We start from the raw sequence: 18,941 nt of genomic DNA, 5'->3' as shown, positions 1-18,941 counted from the left end.
CCGGGCCGATGGGAAGGTCAGGACGTGGCCTGCGCCCGCCGGTCGAAGATCATCGAGACCGCGCGATGATCGCTGGTCTGCGCCTTCCTGCCGCGCGCGGCGGCGACCCGGTGGTGCACGTCATGTTCGATCTTGCCGCCACCGGACCGCGCCCGGAACGCCGCGACCTGCGGACGGTCGGCGCCGGTCAGGGCTTGCGTGAACATGATGTGATCCAGCAGGATGCGGGGGTTGCGTGCGGGGTCCAGCCGGTCGCGCCCCAGATCGTAGGACCAGCGGGCGGTGTCGTCGAAGTCGAACAGCGCATGGTTCAGGAACTGCCGCGCGAGAAAGACATCGCCCTGCAGGTTGCCGACGAGATCGTGGTAGAGAAACCGCCGCTCGATCCGCTCCTTGCCCGGCCCGTCGTTCAGGTCGCCCGCGACGATGATTGCGGCATCGGGTTCGGACTGGAACCGGGCATCGATGTAGTGGCGGATATCGGTTGCCTCGGTCGTCAGCTTGATGCGCGAGGTCATGATGTCGGCCACGAGCGCCGGTTGGCGATCGAAGAAATCCGCCGCATAGGCATCGCCCTTGGGGTAGACGCCGTTGATCTTGCTTTTCAGGTGGCAGCCGATGATCTCCAGATGCTGCATCTTGCCGTTCGGCAGGTCGATCTCGACCTGCAGGACCTGCGGATGCCGGTAGTGGCCGTGCGTGCCCGGCACGAGGAACCGCAGGTTCGCCGCTGCGGCATCGAAGATCGGAAACGAGACTTCCCACCGGTCGCCACGCCGCTGGTTGCCCCAGGCGGGCGCGGTCAGTGCGCGCCAGCGGTCCAGATGCTGGAGCCGCCCGCGAATCGGCACCCCGCGCCGGACCAGGAACCACAGCCACTGCGCGCCCTGCGTGCCATAGTCGCGCCAGTCGGCGGAACCCCGGGTCACCAGATCATAGCCGGGCGCGACCCGGTCAAAGAAGGCGGCGGCGCGGGCCTCGCCCTTGGGGCCCTCGCCGACCAGCAGGACGTCGGGGTCGATGCCCGCGATTTCTTCCGCGATCGCATCAAGGCGCGGTTCATCCTCGGGGCGGGGGACGGCCAACTTGTCGCCATGTTCGATGTTCCAGGCCGCGAGCTTGAAATGCTCCATCGTCAAATCCTCTGCGGGTTGAATATCCGCAAAATCTGGCAGCCCGGGGTTGGGCAGACAAGCTATGCCAAAGGTCAGGTGCCGCGCGGCTTGGCGCGCGTGGTGGGTTCCGCCGCGGTCGGGTCGTCCGGCCAGGGGTGCCGCGGATACCGGCCCCGCATGTCGCGCCGGACATCCGCGTAGCCGCCCTTCCAGAACCCGGGAAGATCGGTCGTCACGGCCACCGGCTTGCCCCCCGGCGACAGCAGCGTCAGGCGCAGGGGCCGGCGGTCGGGGCCGACGGCGGGGTGTTCGGTGACGCCAAAGAATTCCTGCACGCGCGCCTCGATTCCCGGCGTGTCGGCGTCATAGTCGATGGGCAGGCGGCGCCCGAGCGGGGTTGTCACATGCGCGGGCCAGAGCCGGTCGAGCGCGGCGACGCCATCGCGCCCCAGATGGTCGCGAAGCGCCTCTGTCAGGTCCAGGCCACGCAGGTCGGCCCGCGTGCGCAGGTTCACCAGCCAGGGCAGCAGCCAATCCCCGGCAATGGCCATCAGTGCGGCATCATCGACCGGTGGCAGCGGCAGGCCGGCTGCCCGCCCCTCGACCGCGCGCGCGCGCAGGCGGGCGGCGGCGGGCGTCCAGGGCAGGCCCTCGGCGCGGAGGCCGTCAAGCGCGGCGCGGGCCAGTGCATCGGGATCGGGATCGGGCAGCGCGCGGTCAGCCAGCACCAGCGGACCGAACCGTTCCTGCCTCCGCGCGACCACCCGGCCCTCGCGGTCCGACCATTCCACGCGGTCCTCCCAGCCGATGCGGCCCGGGAAGAGATCCCGCAACTCGGACTCGGTCAGCGATGCGGCCTGGCGCACCGTCGCCTCGCGCCCTGCGCCGTCCAGATCGGTCGCCACGATCAGACGCGCGGCCGACAGCGGGCCGCCCGGTTCCATCGCCGCACCGCGTCCGTTCGACAGAAGCCAGCGGGGTGCATCGCCCGGACGGCGCAAGCCGATGCGGTCGGGATAGGCGAGGGCGGCCATCGCGCCGGGTGATGGCGCGGGGCGGTCGGGGGCCAGCCTTGACAGCCGCGCCGCTTCCGCGCGCACCCGTTCCAGCGTCATGCGGTCGGCGGGCCAGGGGTGGCGTCCGGCATAGTCGCGGGGATCGCGCAGCGCTGTCAGCCGCAAGGAGAGGTCTGGAGGTGCGCCGCGAAGCGGATCGCGGTCTGACAGCAGCGCGGCGACGGGCGCCGCCGCGCGGCCTGCGACCGCCAGCATGTGCGCCAGACGGGGATGCAGCGGCATCGCGGCAAGGCTGCGGCCATGGGCGGTGATGCCGCCCCTTGCATCGAGCGCGCCAAGATCGCGCAGCGTGGCGCGCGCCTCGGTCAGGGCGGCCGCCGGTGGCGCGGTCAGGAACGGCAGATCCGAGGCACCCCAGAGCGCCAGATCGAGCGCAAGCGCGGTCAGGTCAGCGGTGGCGATCTCGGGCGGGGCGAAGGCAGGCAGCGCGCCTTCCTCGGCCCGCGCCCACAACCGATAGCAGACACCGGGGGCGACCCGGCCCGCGCGACCCCTTCGCTGCTCGGCCTCGGCGCGACTGACCCGTTCGGTAACCAGCCGCCCAAGGCCGGTGGCAGGTTCGAACCGCGCCCGCCGTGCGCGGCCGGCGTCAACGACAACCCGGACGTCGGGGATGGTCAGCGAGGTTTCCGCGATCGAGGTGGCCAGAACCACCTTGCGCCCCTGCGGCAGGGGCGACAGGACCGCGCGCTGTTCGGCCAGCGACAGCGCGCCGAACAGCGGCTGCACCAAGCATCCCGCTGGCAGTCGGCCCTCGACCAGACGTGCCACCCGGCGGATTTCGCCCTCGCCCGGAAGGAAGCACAGGACGCCGCCCTCGGTGGCATCGACGGCATCGAGCAGCAGCCGCGCGGCCTCGGTCTCCCATCGGGCATCGGCGGGCAGGGGGCGGGCAAGCCAGTGTGTCTCGACCGGAAAGGCCCGCCCTTCGGCGGTCACCACGGGCGCATCCCCCATGAGCGCGGCGACCGGAGCGGCATCGAGCGTGGCGGACATCACGATCAGCAGCAGGTCCGGCCGGAGTGCCGCGCGAAGTTCCAGCGTCAACGCAAGTCCGAGGTCGGCGTTCAGCGACCGCTCGTGAAACTCGTCAAAGATCACCGCGCCGATGCCCGAAAGTTCCGGGTCCGACTGGATCATTCGGGTCAGGATACCCTCGGTCACCACCTCGATCCGGGTGGCCGCCGAAATCTTCGCGTCGCCCCTGATGCGGTAGCCGACGGTCTGCCCGGCCGTTTCGCCCAGGGTCTGCGCCATGCGTTCGGCCGCTGCCCGCGCCGCCAGCCGCCGGGGCTCCAGCATGACGATGCGCCCGGGCGCTAGGTTCGCCGCAAGCAGCGCCGGCGGCACCCGCGTGGTCTTGCCTGCGCCGGGCGGGGCCTGAAGCACCACACGCCCTGCGCTGCGCAGGGCAGCCAGGAGGTCGGGCAGTACGGCGTCGATGGGCAGCGCGGCGTCGGTCACCCGGGCCTTATCGGCGTTTCATGACCGCATTTCCATAGAGCGTCTGGACCCGGACTTCATCGACGCGCATCATTCCGCCCGGAGCGGGAACATAGATGACGGTGAAGGGAAACCGGCTGCGCTCGGCCATCTCGGAATCGGAATAGCCGGCGACCCGTCGATACTCGCCCCGGCAGACCAGACCCTCGCCCTGTGGCCGGGGATCGGACAGGCGGGTTGTGGTGCGGCGCCGGCCATCGAACGTGGTGATCGCCGCGGTGCATGCCGCCTCGCGCGGAACGTCGCGGAGGATGGCATAGATCGATGTGACCGGATCGAGCGTGCCGCCCTGCGTCGCCGGATCCACGACGTTCAGACGATGATCCTTGTCGGACCGATAGGTCACGACGGTCGGAACACCCCGCTTGTACTCGATCACCGATTTCGACTGGCGCTTGCCGGTGTCGGCGTCTTCGGCATAGCGCGCGGGGGCATAGCGGCCGTTCGCGATACCGCCCTCGGACGAGGCGAGGAAGCGCACCCGCCGGATTGCCGCCCCGGCCCCCCTGCTTTCCAGGGCCAGCTCTGCCCGATAGGCGTTGCCGCGCTGTTCGCCGGACAGCCGGACGGTTCCCGCGTAGACCCCGAGCACGGTAACCCGGTAGCTGTGTTCGTCACGGATGTCGCGCGAGACCGGCACCGCGGCCTCGGCCCGGGACTGCGCATGCAGGTGCGGCGTTGCCGCGATCAGCGTGGCCAGAAACACCACGCCGATCAGGCAGACAGTCAGCAGTTTTCGCAGCGGCTGGCGGGGTGGAAGCATGTCGGACCTGTCGGAATGCGCAAATGCAAGGTGGGTACGGATAGTGCCGTTACACCCCCCGCGCGCGACGCGGCGTTGACATTCCTGCGACCATGGGCGCGTCTGGGCGCCGGTTGGGCGAAAGTTTGCCGGGAATTCGCAGAATGGACGAAAGCGATCTGGCCGAGCGGGTGATTGCCGGGGACCGGCGGGCCGTGGCGCGGGCGATCACGCTTGTGGAAAGCGCGCGGGCCGATCACCGGTCCGCGGCGTTGCGGCTGGGCGAGCGGCTGCGGGTGGCAGGGCGTCAGGCCCTGCGAATCGGGCTGTCCGGGACGCCTGGGGTTGGAAAGTCGACCTTCATCGAAAGCTTCGGCCTGATGCTGACGGCGCAGGGGCTGCGGGTGGCGGTTCTTGCGGTGGACCCGTCTTCGGCGCGCACCGGCGGGTCGATCCTGGGTGACAAGACCCGGATGGATCGGTTGAGCCGCGACCCGCGAGCCTTCATCCGCCCGTCGCCCAGTCGCACCCATCTGGGTGGCGTGGCCCGCCGCACGCGCGAGGCCGTGGCGATCTGCGAAGCGGCCGGTTTCGACGTTGTGCTGATCGAGACCGTCGGCGTGGGCCAGTCGGAAACGGTGGTGGCCGACCTGTGCGACCTGTTCGTCCTGCTGATGGCGCCGGGCGGGGGCGACGAGTTGCAGGGTGTCAAGCGCGGCATCATGGAGATGGCCGACCTGATCCTGGTGAACAAGGCCGATGGCGACCTGCGCCCGGCCGCGCAGCGCACCTGCGCCGAATATGCCGGAGCACTGCGGTTGCTGCGGCGCAGGCCGCAGGACCCCGAGGGCTTTCCGCTCGCCATGACCGTCTCGGCGCTTGCGGATCAGGGGCTTGATGCCGCGTGGTCGGCAATGCGGCGGCTGGCGGACTGGCGCCGTGACGAGGGGCACTTTGCCGCCATCCGCGCCGGTCAGGCGGTGCGGTGGTTCGAGGCCGAGGTCCGCGACGGCCTGATCGCCCGCGTCATGGCGCGACCGGCGCTGCAGGCCGCGCTCGACCAGCAGGGTCGGGCGGTGGCCGACGGGCGCGCATCGCCCGATGCCGCCGCCGCGGCCGTGCTGGAGATGATCCGCCTGCCCTGAGTTCCGCGCTGTTGCGCCGCCGGCCGGGCAGCGTGCGGTCGGCCAAGTCGCGGTTAACGTTCCGTTGCTAGACCCTGTGCCCATCCGAAACGGCACGCCCCCGAGCGGGCCGGTGCGGGAAAGGGCACAGCGAAGCAAGGGGCAAACGCGATGAATGTGGCAGTAACCGATGGGCTCCAGCTGATGCCGCCGCCCTTTTCGGCGGACCTCGGCCTCTGGTCCCGCGAGGATGGGACGCCCGGCTCGGCGAGCTACGCCGGTCAGCCCAACGCCGCCTTCGTGCCGGCCGATCAGGATTTCGCCGGTTGTCTGGAACTGCAGAAAACCGCAACGACGCAGCGGCTGCGTTCCTACGCACAGACACCCATCCTGCCCGGCGTCTACCTGCGGATTACCGCACGCGTGAAGGCGATATCGGGAAACCTGCCGACCGTCCGGATCGCCGCCTATGCGGCACGCGCCAATGGCACCAACGTGGGGTCGGTGCTGCAGACCGGGCCGGCAGTTTCGCTGACGTCTTACGGGCAGGTCGTGACGGTCACCGCAATCGTGGGAACCGGCGGGCGTACGGGCGTGAACATGGTCTGGGGCCTGACACCCGTCTACGGCCATTTCGGGCTGGATCTGACCGGTCCCAACGGCGGCGTGGTGCGGATCGATGACATCGTGATCGAGGACGTGTCGTCGTTCTTCCAGCGGAAGCTGATGGACTGGGTTGATGTCCGGGATTTCGGCGCCGTGGGTGATGGCGTTACCGATGACGCGGGCGCCTTCATCGCGGCGGACGCGGCGGCGGCGGGGCGGAGCGTTCTGGTGTCGGCGGGAACCTACTTCCTGAACTCGAACACCACATTCAACACCAAGGTCCGGTTCGAGGGAAAGGTGGTGATGCCCGCCAACCGCCGCCTTGTCTGCACCCGCGACTACAACATGGATACCTACGAAGCCGCGTTCGGCAGCGAGCCCGAAGGCTTCCGGCGGGCGTTGCAGGCGCTGTTCTATTTCACCGACCACGTGACGCTCGATCTTGGCGGGCGCAGGGTCCAGCTGACCGAACCGGTGGACGTTGCGGCCGTTGCGGGCCTCGACACGCTGGCGCAGCGGCGCGTTCTGGCGAACGGGCAGCTGGAGGCGCAGCCCGGATCGGGGTGGAACACCACCACGGTCACATCGGTTGCCACCTACACCCCCGCAAGCAATGCGACGCTGCTGACGGCGGTTGCGAATGTGGCCGGCATTCCGGTGGGCGCGCGGGTCAGCGGCACCGGGGTCGGGCGCGAGGTCTATGTCCGGTCGAAGAACGTCGGCGCGGGCACGGTCGAGTTGTCGCGGCCGCTGTGGGGGGCGGCTGGCACCCGCACGCTGACCTTCACCCGCTATCGCTACATGCTCGATTTCAGCGGTTTCGCATCCCTGAGCCGGTTCGAGATCATCGACATGGAATTCCAGTGCGGCGGGCTTGCGAGTGCCGTCATGATACCACCTGCGGGGTCGACCTTCCGGGTGGCGGACAGCGTGATCAACCGTCCCAAGGATCGTGCGCTGACCTCGATCGGCACGGGATGCCAGGGGATGTTCGTGGACCAGTGCCAGTTCCTTTCGGATGAACAGCCGCTGCCCGCACAGGACCGCACGACGATCTGCCTGAACGTGAACGCCAACGATGCCAAGATCCGCGACAACCGGATCGTCCGGTTCGCCCATTTCGCGATCCTGTCAGGGTCTGGCAACGTGCTGACGGGGAACCACTTCTTCCAGGGCGACGACCAGGCGCTCGGGGTGCGCCGCGCCGGTGTCGTGTTCGCGTCGACCAACGTCAAGTCGACGATGACGGCGAATTACATCGACAACTGCTTCATCGAATGGAGCAACGAGCATGATGCCGTTCCAGCCTTCGCGTCGGGGTTCTCGTTCGGCGGGCTGACGCTGACCGGCAACATATTCACCGTGAACGACGTGGCCCCCTCGTTCCGCTGGATCGTGGTGTCGCCCTATGGCTCGGGCCACTTCATCAACGGGTTCATGGTGAATGACAACGTGTTCCGGACGGTCAACACCAACGTGGATCGCGTCGACGGTGTGGACACGACGCTGGCGACCCTCGATTTCACGCGCTTCCGCAACATCCTGTTCGAGGCGAACACGTTCAACGGCGTGAACCAGATCACCCAGAGCCCGGTCGTGGTGCGGCACACGCAGAACACCGCCGCGAACACCTGGGTGATCGACGGCTCGGCGATCCTGCCGTTCGGATCGCGGGCGCGCAATGTCACGGCCGTGGTGGCGGACGGACAGATCACGACGGCGGCGAACGCCGGCAATTCCGAGATGCCCTGGACATTGTCGGAGCAGGGCCCCGGGGGTGCGCAGGTCCATCTGCGGTGGTCCACGGCGCTGAAGGGCAAGGCCAATGTGACGATCCGGTGCGACAACCCGAACTGACGGAGGGCGGGACGGCGCAACGGGCGGGGCGGACCGGACGGTCCGCCCCTTCCCGCAGCTACGGCAACAGATCGGCGGCCGCCAGCCGGAACGCGCGCGCGAAGCCCGCGTTCAGCAGGGCCGAGACGGGGTGGAAGCGCACGAAGGCGAAATCGGCAAGATCGACATAGACGGCGGCCTTCGGGTGCTGCGCCAGCCATAGCGCGCGCAACATTGCGCGGTCCTCAGCAGGCGCGAATTCGGCACGGGCCCGCAGCATCAACCGGGGATGAACGAGAGGGTCGCCCCGTGGCGGGACATCGCCCAGAAGCAGCGCGCAATCCCGGATCAACCGCAGTGCCGGAGCGTGCGCGGTGAGCCCGGACACAAGCGCGATCGACACGCCTTCGGCGTCGCGGCCATGCGCGATCCGGCTGATGCCCGGTGTGCCGCTGGCCGGGTCAAGAAAGGACAGCGCAGCGTGCCTGGCCCCGGCCAGCAGGCTGCGGGCCATTGCCCGCGCGGCGTCGTCGGGCGGCAATGTCCGGTCTGTCGGTTCGCGCGGCGGCGCCGGGTCGGTCATCGGACCAGCATCCTAGGGGGTGATTCGGCTGTCGAATCAGCGGCCGAAGAGTTTCAACCTGCAGCAGTGCTGAAAAGCCCGGCGCCTGCCAGTGACGTTGCGTCACAGGGGCGTGCGGCGATCATCCGTCGCGCCATGCCGCCGCAGATGCCGGTTTCGTGAGCAGAAATGAACAGCCAAGCCCTTGATCTGAAACGCGGCGAAAGCATCGCGCCCAGACAGCTTTACAGGTTGGTCGGATAATGGAAAAAGTATTTACAAAAAAACATATACATTAAATATAGTTACGCATTCCTTTTCACATCGGGTATTGTCTTGTGAGGGTCGGCTGCCGTCACGGGGGCCGACGGATGGGCTGGCCCCTGGCCGCGCCCTGACACGAGGGGGAGTTATCTTGGCAAATGTCGTTCCGGCGCAGGGGCGCTATTCGGCTTCTTCCGATTTTGTGGCAAACGCCCATGTCGATGCCGACCGCTATGCGGAAATGTATGCGGCTTCGCTGGCCGATCCCGAGGCCTTCTGGGCCGAGCAGGGGCAGCGCATCGACTGGATCGCGCCATACACCCGCGTGAAGGACACCGATTTCACTTTCGGCAAGGTCTCGATCAAGTGGTACGACGACGGGTCGCTGAACGTCAGCGCGAACTGCATCGACCGCCATATGCTGACGCGCGCCAATCAGACCGCGATCATCTGGGAACCCGACGACCCGAAGACGCCCGCCCAGCACATCACCTATGCGCAGCTGCTGGAGCAGACCTGCCGGATGGCCAATGTGCTCAAGGCGCATGGCGTGAAGAAGGGTGACCGGGTGGTGCTGTACCTCCCGATGATCCCGGAGGCCGCCTATGCCATGCTTGCCTGTGCGCGGATCGGTGCGATCCATTCAGTTGTCTTTGCGGGCTTCTCGCCGGATGCGCTGGCCAACCGCATCAACGACAGCGAGGCACGGATCGTCATCACCGCCGACCATGCGCCGCGCGGCGGCAAGAAAACGGCACTGAAATCCAACACCGACAAGGCTCTGCTGGACTGCGACGACCATGTGAAATGCCTGGTGGTCAAGCATACCGGCGACCAGACGACATGGATCGACGGCCGCGATGTCGACGTGAAGGCCGAGATGGCTGCGGCAAAGCCCTACTGCCCCTATGTCGAGGTCGGTGCCGAGGACCCGCTGTTCATCCTCTACACCTCGGGATCGACGGGCAAGCCGAAGGGCGTGGTGCATACCTCGGGCGGCTATCTGGTCTATGCCGCGATGACGCATCAGCTGACGTTCGACTACCACGACGGCGATGTCTTCTGGTGCACGGCCGACGTGGGCTGGGTGACCGGGCACAGCTACATCATCTATGGGCCGCTGGCGAACGGTGCGACGACGCTGATGTTCGAGGGCGTGCCGACCTTCCCCGATGCGGGGCGGTTCTGGGAGGTCTGCGCCAAGCACAGGGTCAACCAGTTCTATACGGCACCCACCGCGATCCGCAGCCTGATGGGCCTCGGGCCGGAATGGGTCGAGAAGCACGACCTGTCCAGCCTGCGGCTTCTGGGTTCGGTAGGCGAGCCGATCAACCCCGAGGCGTGGAACTGGTACAACACCCATGTCGGCAAGGGCCGCTGCCCGATCGTCGATACCTTCTGGCAGACCGAGACTGGCGGTCACCTGATCACGCCGCTGCCGGGAGCGATCCCGCAAAAGCCGGGATCGGCCACGCTGCCGTTTTTCGGGGTGAAGCCGGTGGTTCTCGATCCGGCGACGGCGGCGGTGCAGGAGTCGACCGAGACGGATGGCGTGCTGTGCATCGCCGACAGCTGGCCGGGCCAGATGCGGACGCTTTGGGGCGACCACAAGCGGTTCGAGGAAGCCTACTTTGCCCAGTATCGCGGATACTACTTCACGGGCGACGGCTGCCGCCGCGATGCCGACGGCTACTACTGGATCACCGGTCGCGTCGATGACGTGATCAACGTGTCCGGCCACCGGATGGGCACGGCGGAGGTCGAAAGCGCGCTTGTCGCGCATGAGATGGTGGCCGAGGCGGCCGTGGTGGGCTACCCGCATGATATCAAGGGGCAGGGCATCTATGCCTATGTCACGCTGATGAATGGCGTGGAGCCGACCGAGGCCCTGCGCAAGGAGCTTGAGGGCTGGGTCCGCAAGGAAATCGGCCCGATCGCCAAGCCCGACCTGATCCAGTGGGCCCCCGGTCTGCCGAAGACCCGTTCGGGCAAGATCATGCGCCGCATCCTGCGCAAGATCGCAGAGAATGACTTCGGGGCGCTTGGCGATACCTCGACGCTTGCCGACCCGTCGGTGGTCGAGGACCTGATCGAGAACCGGATGAACCGGGGGTAATCGGCATGGCGGATGTAGTCACCACCCCCGCCGTGCTGATCCTGCTGGGCCCCCCCGGCGCCGGCAAGGGCACGCAGGCGCGGATGCTGGAAGAGGCGTTCGGGCTGGTCCAGCTTTCCACCGGCGACCTTCTGCGCGCCGCCGTCGCTGCCGGAACCCCGGCAGGACTGGCGGCGAAGGCCGTGATGGATGCCGGCGGGCTGGTCAGCGACGAGATCGTGCTGGCCGTCCTGAAGGACCGGATGGCGCAGCCGGATACGGCACGGGGCGTCATCCTCGACGGCTTTCCGCGCACGGATGGGCAGGCCGGGGCGCTCGACGCGCTGCTGGCCGGGCAGGGACAGAAGGTAACTGCCGCTGTCAGCCTGGAGGTTGACGACGAAGCAATGGTTGGCCGTGTTTCTGGCCGCTACACCTGCGCCGGTTGCGGCGAGGGCTATCATGACGAGTTCAAGCAACCCGCCATCGCGGGCGTTTGCGACAAATGCGGCGGCACGGCATTCAAGCGCCGGGCCGACGACAACGCCGAAACGGTGCGGGCGCGGCTTGCCGCCTACCACGCACAGACGGCACCGCTGATCGCCTACTACGAAGGTCAGGGCGTTCTGGAGCGCATCGATGCGATGAAGGACATCGCGGATGTGGCCGGGATGCTTTCGTCCATCGTGCGGCGGGTGGCGGCATAACAGACGGGCCGGTGCCCGCATGCTGCGGGGACCGGTGGGAAGGGAACCTCAGGGAGTAGCAGACATGGCGGACAAATCCTCCAATGCCTACTGGGCCGCAAACATCCGGATCATCATCATTTCGCTGGTGGTCTGGTTCGCGTGCTCGTTCGGCCTTGGCATCATCCTGCGTCCGATGCTGAAGGGCATCAGCGTAGGCGGCGCGGACCTTGGTTTCTGGTTCGCCCAGAACGGGTCGATCTACGTGTTCCTTGTGCTGATCTTCGCCTACGCATGGCGGATGAACAAGCTCGACAAGGAATTCGGTGTGGACGAATAAGGGGATAGCGGGGACATGGATCAGTTTACCCTCAACCTGCTGGTGGTGGGTGCGACCTTCGCGCTCTACATCGGCATCGCGGTCTGGGCCCGTGCGGGCTCGACTGCGGAATTCTACGCCGCCGGTCAGGGTGTGAACCCGATCATGAACGGGATGGCCACGGGCGCCGACTGGATGTCGGCCGCGTCGTTCATCTCGATGGCCGGGATCATCGCGCTGGCACCTGCGGGCGGCTACACGCAGTCGGCCTTCCTGATGGGCTGGACCGGTGGCTACGTGCTGCTGGCGCTGCTGCTCGCGCCCTATCTGCGCAAGTTCGGCAAGTTCACGGTGCCCGAGTTCATCGGCGACCGCTTCTATTCGGGTGGCGCCCGTCTGGTGGCGGTGATCTGCCTGATCGTCATCTCGGTGACCTATGTGATCGGGCAGATGCGTGGCGTCGGCGTGACCTTCTCGCGCTTCCTCGAGGTGTCCACCGATACCGGCCTCTACATCGGCGCGGCCATCGTGTTCGCCTATGCGGTGCTTGGCGGCATGAAGGGCATCACCTACACGCAGGTGGCGCAGTATGTCGTGCTGATCATCGCCTACACGATCCCGGCGATCTTCATCTCGCTGTCGCTGACCGGCAACTTCCTGCCCCAGATGGGTCTGGTCGGGGGCTATGCGCCCACGGGCGGCGACATCTCGATGCTGGCCAAGCTGGACCAGGTGGTGACGGAACTGGGCTTCACCGCCTATACCGCCGACACCAGCAGCGTGCTGAACATGGTGCTGTTCACGATGGCGCTGATGATCGGCACGGCGGGTCTGCCGCACGTGATCATCCGCTTCTTCACCGTTCCCAAGGTGGCGGATGCCCGTTCGTCGGCCGGCTGGGCGCTGGTGTTCATCGCGCTGCTCTATACCGTGGCCCCGGCCGTGGGTGCGATGGCCCGTCTGAACCTGACGACGACCTTCTGGCCCGCTGCTGTCACCGGCAACGCGCTTGACGGCGAGGCCCTGTCGATCGCCGACATCGACAGCAAGCCGGAACTGAGCTGGATCAACACCTGGAAGAACACCGGCCTGCTGCAGTTCAGCGACCGGAACGGCGACGGCAAGATCCAGTACTTCAATGACGCTCCGATCGCCGCCGTGAACACTGCGGTGGCCAATGCGACCAAGGCGCTGACCGACGCGCGCACTGCCGCCGGTCTGCCCGAAGCCGCCGACCTGACCACCCCCGAGGCGGTCACCGTCAACGGTGCGGTCGATGCCAACCTGCAGGGGCTGCAGACCGCCATGGTCGAGGCCGTTGCTGCCCGTGACGCCCGGTTCGCCGAAGTGAAGTACGGCGGCAAGACGGTGGCCGAACTCGGCTGGGTCGGCAACGAAGTGACCCGCGTGGACAACGACATCATGGTTCTGGCGAACCCTGAGATCGCGCGTCTGCCGGGCTGGGTCGTCGCCCTGGTTGCTGCCGGCGGTCTTGCGGCGGCACTGTCCACCGCGGCCGGTCTGCTGCTGGCGATTTCCTCCGCCGTGTCGCACGACCTGATCAAGGGCTCGATCAACCCCAACATCAGCGAGAAGGGCGAACTTCTGGCCGCCCGGGTCTCGATGGCGGGCGCGATCGTGCTGGCGACCTGGCTTGGCCTCAACCCGCCCGGCTTTGCCGCGCAGGTGGTGGCACTGGCCTTCGGTCTGGCTGCGGCGACGATCTTCCCGGCGCTGATGATGGGCATCTTCTCGAAGCGCATCACCAAGGAAGGGGCGATCCTCGGCATGCTCGTCGGGCTCGTGTTCACCTCGTTCTACATCTTCATGTATCTCGGGTTCTTCTTCATCCCCGGGACCGCATGGTATCCGAACACGGCCGCCAACCACTTCTTCGGCATCTCGCCGCTGTCCATCGGTACCGTCGGCGCGATCCTGAACTTCGTCGTGGCCTATGTCGTCTCGATGGCGACCAAGGCCCCGCCGCAGGACGTGCAGGACCTGGTGGAATCCATCCGGGTTCCCCGTGGTGCCGGCAAGGCCGTCGCGCACTGACAAGACCGCGCCCCCCGGGAGTCACCCGGGGGGCGCACCCCAACCCCCGGCCCGAGGCATGCCAGCCACATGGACGCGCAGCTTCAGACCATCCTCGGTTTCCTGGAAACCGTGCATCCCTACGACAGCCTGCCGCAGGACGAACTGGCGCGGGTCGCCGGTTCCTTCAGCCGCAGGGAATATGCTGCCGGAGAAGAGGTCTATCACGCGGGCGAACCGCTGAAGGGGCTCTATCTGGTCAAGCGCGGCTCGGTCGAGGTGCTGGACCCTTCGGGTGCGCTCGTCTCTCTGCTCGGTCCCCGCAACACCTTCGGCGAACGCGGCCTGATGCGCGACGGGCTGGCGGTGACCACGGCGCGGGTCACCGAGGACGCCGTGCTGCTGCTGCTGCCCACCGTCGAGTTCCGGCGCCTCATCGCGGATTTCCCGGCCTTCGAGCGCCTTTTCAACCGCCACCGCAACCATGAAGGGCGCAGCCCCGACCTGACGACGATGAAGGTCGGCGATCTGATGGCGCGCAAGCCCGTCACCGTTTCGCCGCATGATCCGATCCGCCTTGCCGCACAACGGATGCGGGATGCGCATGTGTCGTCGCTGGGCGTCGTCGACGGGAACCGCTTCGTGGGTATCCTGACGACCCGCGACATGACGAACAAGGTCGTGGCCAGCGGCATCGACGCGGGTTCGCCCGTATCCGGCATCATGACACCCGATCCGGTGCATCTGGCCCCCGACGCCCTCGGCTCGGACATCCTGCACATCATGCTGGAACGCCGCATCGGGCATCTGCCGGTGGTCGAGGGCGGCCAGCTGGTCGGGATGGTCACCCAGACCGATCTGACGCGGTTCCAGGCCGTCAGTTCGGCGCAACTGGTGCGTGACGCGGCCACCGCCGAGACGGTCGAGGATATGGTCGCCGTGACCGCGCGCATTCCGAAACTGCTGGTGCAACTGGTGGGTGGAAACAACGCGCATGAGGTCGTCACGCGGCTGATCACCGACATCGCCGATACCGTGACGCGCCGGCTGATCGCCCTTGCCGAGGCCGAACTGGGGCCCGCGCCCGCACCCTGGCTTTGGCTCGCCTGCGGTTCGCAGGGGCGGCAGGAACAGACCGGTGTGTCCGATCAGGACAACTGCATGGTGATCGACGACTCCGCGACGCCCGGCGACATGGAGTGGTTCCAAGCCCTTGCACGCCGCGTTTCGGACGGGTTGAACCTGTGCGGCTATGTCTATTGCCCGGGCGACATGATGGCGACCAACCCCCGCTGGTGCCAGCCGGCGCGGGTGTGGCGCGACTATTTCCGTGGCTGGGTCGCCAAGCCCGACCCGATGGCGCAGATGCTGGCCTCGGTGATGTTCGACCTGCGGCCGATCGGGGGGGCGCCTTCCCTGTTCCGCGACCTGCAGGCCGAAACGCTGGAGATGGCGGCGAAGAACTCGATCTTCGTGGCCCACATGATTGCGAACAGCCTGAAGCACACGCCACCCCTGGGCCTGCTGCGCGGCTTTGCCACGATCCGGTCGGGCGAGCACAAGAACATGATCGACATGAAGCACAACGGTGTCGTTCCGGTCACCGATCTGGGGCGGGTCTATGCGTTGATCGGGCAGTTTCCGGCGGTGAACACCCGCGCCCGGATCACCGCAGCCGAGGAAGCGGGGGTCATTTCCGTCACCGGCGCCCGCGACCTGATCGAGGCCTATGACCTGATCGCGCAGACCCGGCTGGAAAACCAGGCGCGTCTGGTCCGTTCGGGGCGCAGGCCCGACAATTTCCTTGCCCCGCACGACCTGAGCGATTTCGAACGCAGCCACCTGCGCGACGCCTTTGTCGTGGTGCGCACCATGCAATCCGCCCTGGGTCAGGCCCGGGGCGCGCGGACCTGAGGGCGCGGACATGCTGATGGACATTCTTGCGGCCGTATCCGCCGGGGCCGGGATCGCAGGGATCGTGCTGGCCGTGCGGTGGCTCAGCGGCGGGCGGATGCCGAAGTGGACGATCCCCGCCGCGATCGGTGCGGGGATCATCGCCTTTTCGATCTGGTCGGAATATTCGTGGTTCCCGCGTGTTTCTGCTGCCCTGCCGGCCGAGGCGCCGATCGTGCTGGCGCCCGCCGATCCTTCCCCGCTGCGCCCCTGGACCTATGTGTTCCCCCTGACCACGCGCTTCGTGGCGCTTGACCGTACGGCGATGGTCACAAGCGCCGAAAACCCTGCGATCCGCCGCGCCGATGCCGTGGTCGTGCAACGCTGGAACAGCACCAAGCGGGTGCCGATGGGGTTCGACTGTGCCGCGGGGCGGCAGGTTGCTTTGACCGAAGGTGCCGTGCTTGCACCCGACGGCACGCTGACCGGTGCCGTGTGGATGACGGTCGCGGGAGACGACAAGATGCAGATGGCGGCGTGCCTGGGGGGAGCGTGATGGCCGAGGCGGCAAGACGGCACCGTGTGCTGGTGATCGAGGACGAGGACAACATTGCCATCGCGCTCGACTACCTGATGACGCGCGAGGGGTATGAGCATGACCGGGTGGCGAACGGCGGCGAAGCCATGGCGCGCATCCGCGACACACATCCCGACCTGGTGCTTCTGGACGTGATGCTGCCCGAGGTTTCCGGCTACGAAATATGCCAGGGCGTGCGGCTGGACCCGGACCTTTCGGATGTGAAGATCCTCATGATGACGGCGCGCGGCTCGGCCATCGAGCGCAAGAAGGGCATGGCGCTTGGTGCTGACGGGTTCATCACCAAGCCTTTCGAGTTGAAGGAATTGCGGCAGGAAGTGCGGCGCCTGCTGGGGCAGGACGCCTGATCCGCCGCAGGCGCGGCGCCGAGGAGGGCGTCGCAAGGGGGACTGGCATCATGGCCATCGGCCTCGAACGGTTGTCGTTGCGCATCCGCGTGTTTCTTTTCTTCGCCGCGCTTGGGCTCGGGGCGGGCACGGCGGTTGCCGGCGGGCTGTGGCTGGCCTTCCGCAGGCTCGGCACGCCCGAGGCATTGAACGCCTTCGTGCAGGGCGGGGTGATCGCGGTCTTCGTGACGCTGGGCCTGGTGGCCTGGGTCTGGTTCCTGTTCGACACGAACGTCGCAAAGCCGATCGAGACGCTCGCAGGATCGCTGCGCGCGCGGGCGCATGCCGATGTGGCGGCGGACCTCGACGCGGCGCCGGCGCGCTATCTGGGTGATCTGGCCCCTGCGGCCTCGGCCGCCGCGCTGACCCTGACCGAGACGCGCAATGCGCTCGCCGAGGCGGTCGCGCGCGAGACGACCAGGCTGGCGGCCGAAAAGTCGCGACTGGAAACGCTTCTGTCGGACGTGCCGGTCGGGGTTCTGCTGTGTTCCGCGGACCATCAGCTTGTGTTCTACAACGGCACGGCCGTCGACCTGATGGGGGCGGGTGGCGCCGCGCCCGGTCTTGACCGGCGCCTGTTCGATTTCCTGCACGAAGGTCCCGTGCGCCACGCCCATGACCGACTGATCGAGGGCGGCGAACCCGATGCGGCATCCGACCTGCTGTGCACGACGGTTGCCGGGGCGCGGGTGCTGGCCGCGCGGATGCGGCTGCTTGCCGCCGGGGGTGACGCCCGCCCGGGATATGTGCTGACACTGCGCGACGTGACGGCCGATCTGGGCGCCCATGCGCGGCGCGAGGCGCTGATCGCCGAACTGTTCGACCGCGTGCGCCGCCCTGCCGCCAACCTCCGGACGGTGCTGGAGGTGCTGCCCCCGGGCGAGGCCACGCCAGCCCGCCTTGATGCTGCGCTGCGCCAGGAGGCGGCGGCACTGACGCAGGCGATCACCGAACTGGGTGCGCGGCATGACGAGGGCCGGTCGGAGGGCTGGCCACTTGCGCTGACCCGCGCATCGGACCTTGCGGACGGGCTGGCCGCGCGGGCGACCGCCCGGGGTGTCACACTGACCACGCGCGCCGATCCGCTGATCCTGCGATGCAACGGGTTCGAGGTGATCGCCCTGTTCGACCGGGCGCTGCGCGGGCTGGCTGCGCGCGGCGATGTCGAGGCGGTCGCCTTCGAGGTCGTCGAGGACGATGCCGATGCGGACCTGCGGCTGACCTGGGCGGGCGCGCCGCTGGCGGTATCCGATCTGGACCGCTGGCTGGCCGATCCGCTCGACCCCTCGGTGCCAGAGGTCACGGGGCGCACCGTGCTGTCCACCCATGCCACCGAATGCTGGCCCGAACCGGCCGGGCAGGGGCGGCAGGCGCTGTGCCTGCCGATCCGCACCGCGCGCCGTGCCGTGCGCCGCCCCGCGCCCATTGCCCGCGCGGTGGTCTATGATTTCGACCTGCTGTCGAAGGCCCGCAACGCCGCCGTTGTCGACAGCCGGCTGTCCGATCTGACCTATGTGGTGTTCGATACCGAAACGACCGGGCTGCTGCCCGATCAGGGCGACGAGATCGTGCAGATCGCCGCCGTGCGCATCGTCAACGGGCGGCGCCTGGATGGCGAGGTCTTCGATACCCTGGTGAACCCCCGCCGCCCGATCCCGCGCGCCTCGACCGATGTTCACGGGATCACCGAGGCCATGGTGGCCGAGGCCCCGGGGATCGAGGAGGTGGGCCGGGCGTTTCACCGCTTTGCCGAGGGTGCGGTGCTGATTGCCCACAATGCCCCGTTCGACATGCAGTTCCTGAAGCGGCACGAGCGCGCAATGGGCGTCACCTTCGATCACCCGATCCTCGACACCGTGCTGCTGTCGGCGGTGGTGTTCGGCCAGGCCGAGACCCACAGCCTTGACGCCCTTACCCACCGTCTGGGCATCACGATCCCCGAAGAGGCGCGGCACACCGCCATCGGCGACACCGTGGCAACGGCCGATGCCTTCCTGAAGCTTCTGCCGATGCTGGCGGGGCGCCGGCTCGACACGTTCGGCGAGGTGCTGGCCGAAGTGCGCCGTCATGGGCGGCTGCTGAAGGATCTCAACTGATCCCCG

The 18,941-nt window shown here is 67.8% G+C and carries 14 protein-coding genes; 10 read left to right on the top strand and 4 right to left on the bottom strand.

Annotated elements, in window-relative coordinates; all coding sequences use genetic code 11:
• Positions 1 to 17: 17 nt before the first annotated feature.
• The 3 genes from KF887_18450 to KF887_18440 all read right to left on the bottom strand — a co-directional run bounded on the left by KF887_18450 (position 18) and on the right by KF887_18440 (position 4,457).
• Positions 18 to 1,133 (bottom strand): endonuclease/exonuclease/phosphatase, encoded by a 1,116-nt coding sequence (locus tag KF887_18450; GenBank protein ID QYK41322.1) that lies wholly within the window; start codon positions 1,131 to 1,133, stop codon positions 18 to 20.
• Positions 1,134 to 1,207: 74 nt separating this feature from the next.
• On the bottom strand, positions 1,208 to 3,655 hold the full coding sequence (gene hrpB, locus KF887_18445) for an ATP-dependent helicase HrpB (GenBank protein QYK41321.1): 2,448 nt from the start codon (positions 3,653 to 3,655) through the stop codon (positions 1,208 to 1,210).
• 7 nt (positions 3,656 to 3,662) lie between these two features.
• Entirely contained in the window at positions 3,663 to 4,457 is a 795-nt protein-coding gene (locus KF887_18440; GenBank protein ID QYK41320.1) for a DUF3108 domain-containing protein, read from the bottom strand.
• Between the two features lie 143 nt (positions 4,458 to 4,600).
• Here KF887_18440 and meaB point away from each other — a divergent pair, with 143 nt between their 5' ends.
• Entirely contained in the window at positions 4,601 to 5,581 is a 981-nt protein-coding gene (meaB, locus tag KF887_18435; protein QYK41319.1) for a methylmalonyl Co-A mutase-associated GTPase MeaB, read from the top strand.
• A 150-nt stretch (positions 5,582 to 5,731) separates the two neighbouring features.
• The gene (locus KF887_18430) at positions 5,732 to 8,023 is read left to right on the top strand and encodes a right-handed parallel beta-helix repeat-containing protein (GenBank protein QYK41318.1); all 2,292 of its coding nucleotides are present in this window, start codon (positions 5,732 to 5,734) and stop codon (positions 8,021 to 8,023) included.
• A 58-nt stretch (positions 8,024 to 8,081) separates the two neighbouring features.
• On the opposite strand, the gene KF887_18425 is transcribed toward KF887_18430, so the two are convergent.
• A complete protein-coding gene (locus tag KF887_18425) occupies positions 8,082 to 8,585 on the bottom strand; it encodes a pyridoxamine 5-phosphate oxidase (GenBank protein QYK41317.1) in 504 nt (167 codons plus the stop codon).
• A 394-nt stretch (positions 8,586 to 8,979) separates the two neighbouring features.
• Between KF887_18425 and acs the strand changes: the two genes are divergently transcribed.
• The 8 genes from acs (at position 8,980) to KF887_18385 (ending at position 18,935) form a co-directional block, all read left to right on the top strand.
• A complete protein-coding gene (gene acs / locus KF887_18420; protein QYK41316.1) occupies positions 8,980 to 10,944 on the top strand; it encodes an acetate--CoA ligase in 1,965 nt (654 codons plus the stop codon).
• A 5-nt stretch (positions 10,945 to 10,949) separates the two neighbouring features.
• On the top strand, positions 10,950 to 11,630 hold the full coding sequence (locus KF887_18415; protein QYK41315.1) for an adenylate kinase: 681 nt from the start codon (positions 10,950 to 10,952) through the stop codon (positions 11,628 to 11,630).
• Between the two features lie 64 nt (positions 11,631 to 11,694).
• Positions 11,695 to 11,949 carry a DUF4212 domain-containing protein gene (locus KF887_18410; GenBank protein QYK41314.1) on the top strand — a complete coding sequence of 85 codons (255 nt, stop codon included), beginning with the start codon at positions 11,695 to 11,697 and terminating at the stop codon, positions 11,947 to 11,949.
• A gap of 15 nt (positions 11,950 to 11,964) precedes the next feature.
• Positions 11,965 to 13,983, top strand: coding sequence for a cation acetate symporter (locus KF887_18405; GenBank protein QYK41313.1), 2,019 nt, complete (start codon positions 11,965 to 11,967; stop codon positions 13,981 to 13,983).
• A 69-nt stretch (positions 13,984 to 14,052) separates the two neighbouring features.
• Positions 14,053 to 15,876 carry a cyclic nucleotide-binding/CBS domain-containing protein gene (locus KF887_18400; protein ID QYK41312.1) on the top strand — a complete coding sequence of 608 codons (1,824 nt, stop codon included), beginning with the start codon at positions 14,053 to 14,055 and terminating at the stop codon, positions 15,874 to 15,876.
• 10 nt (positions 15,877 to 15,886) lie between these two features.
• Complete coding sequence (locus KF887_18395) at positions 15,887 to 16,411, top strand: hypothetical protein (GenBank protein ID QYK41311.1); 525 nt, start codon at positions 15,887 to 15,889, stop codon at positions 16,409 to 16,411.
• On the top strand, positions 16,411 to 16,800 hold the full coding sequence (locus tag KF887_18390) for a response regulator (GenBank protein ID QYK41310.1): 390 nt from the start codon (positions 16,411 to 16,413) through the stop codon (positions 16,798 to 16,800). The genes KF887_18395 and KF887_18390 overlap by 1 nt, the downstream gene beginning before the upstream one ends.
• Positions 16,801 to 16,850: 50 nt before the next feature.
• Complete coding sequence (locus KF887_18385; protein QYK41309.1) at positions 16,851 to 18,935, top strand: DNA polymerase III subunit epsilon; 2,085 nt, start codon at positions 16,851 to 16,853, stop codon at positions 18,933 to 18,935.
• Positions 18,936 to 18,941: the final 6 nt, after the last annotated feature.

Source organism: Paracoccaceae bacterium, from assembly GCA_019454225.1.
Taxonomy (GTDB): Bacteria; Pseudomonadota; Alphaproteobacteria; order Rhodobacterales; family Rhodobacteraceae.
This window is presented reverse-complemented; position numbering and strand designations above follow the sequence as displayed.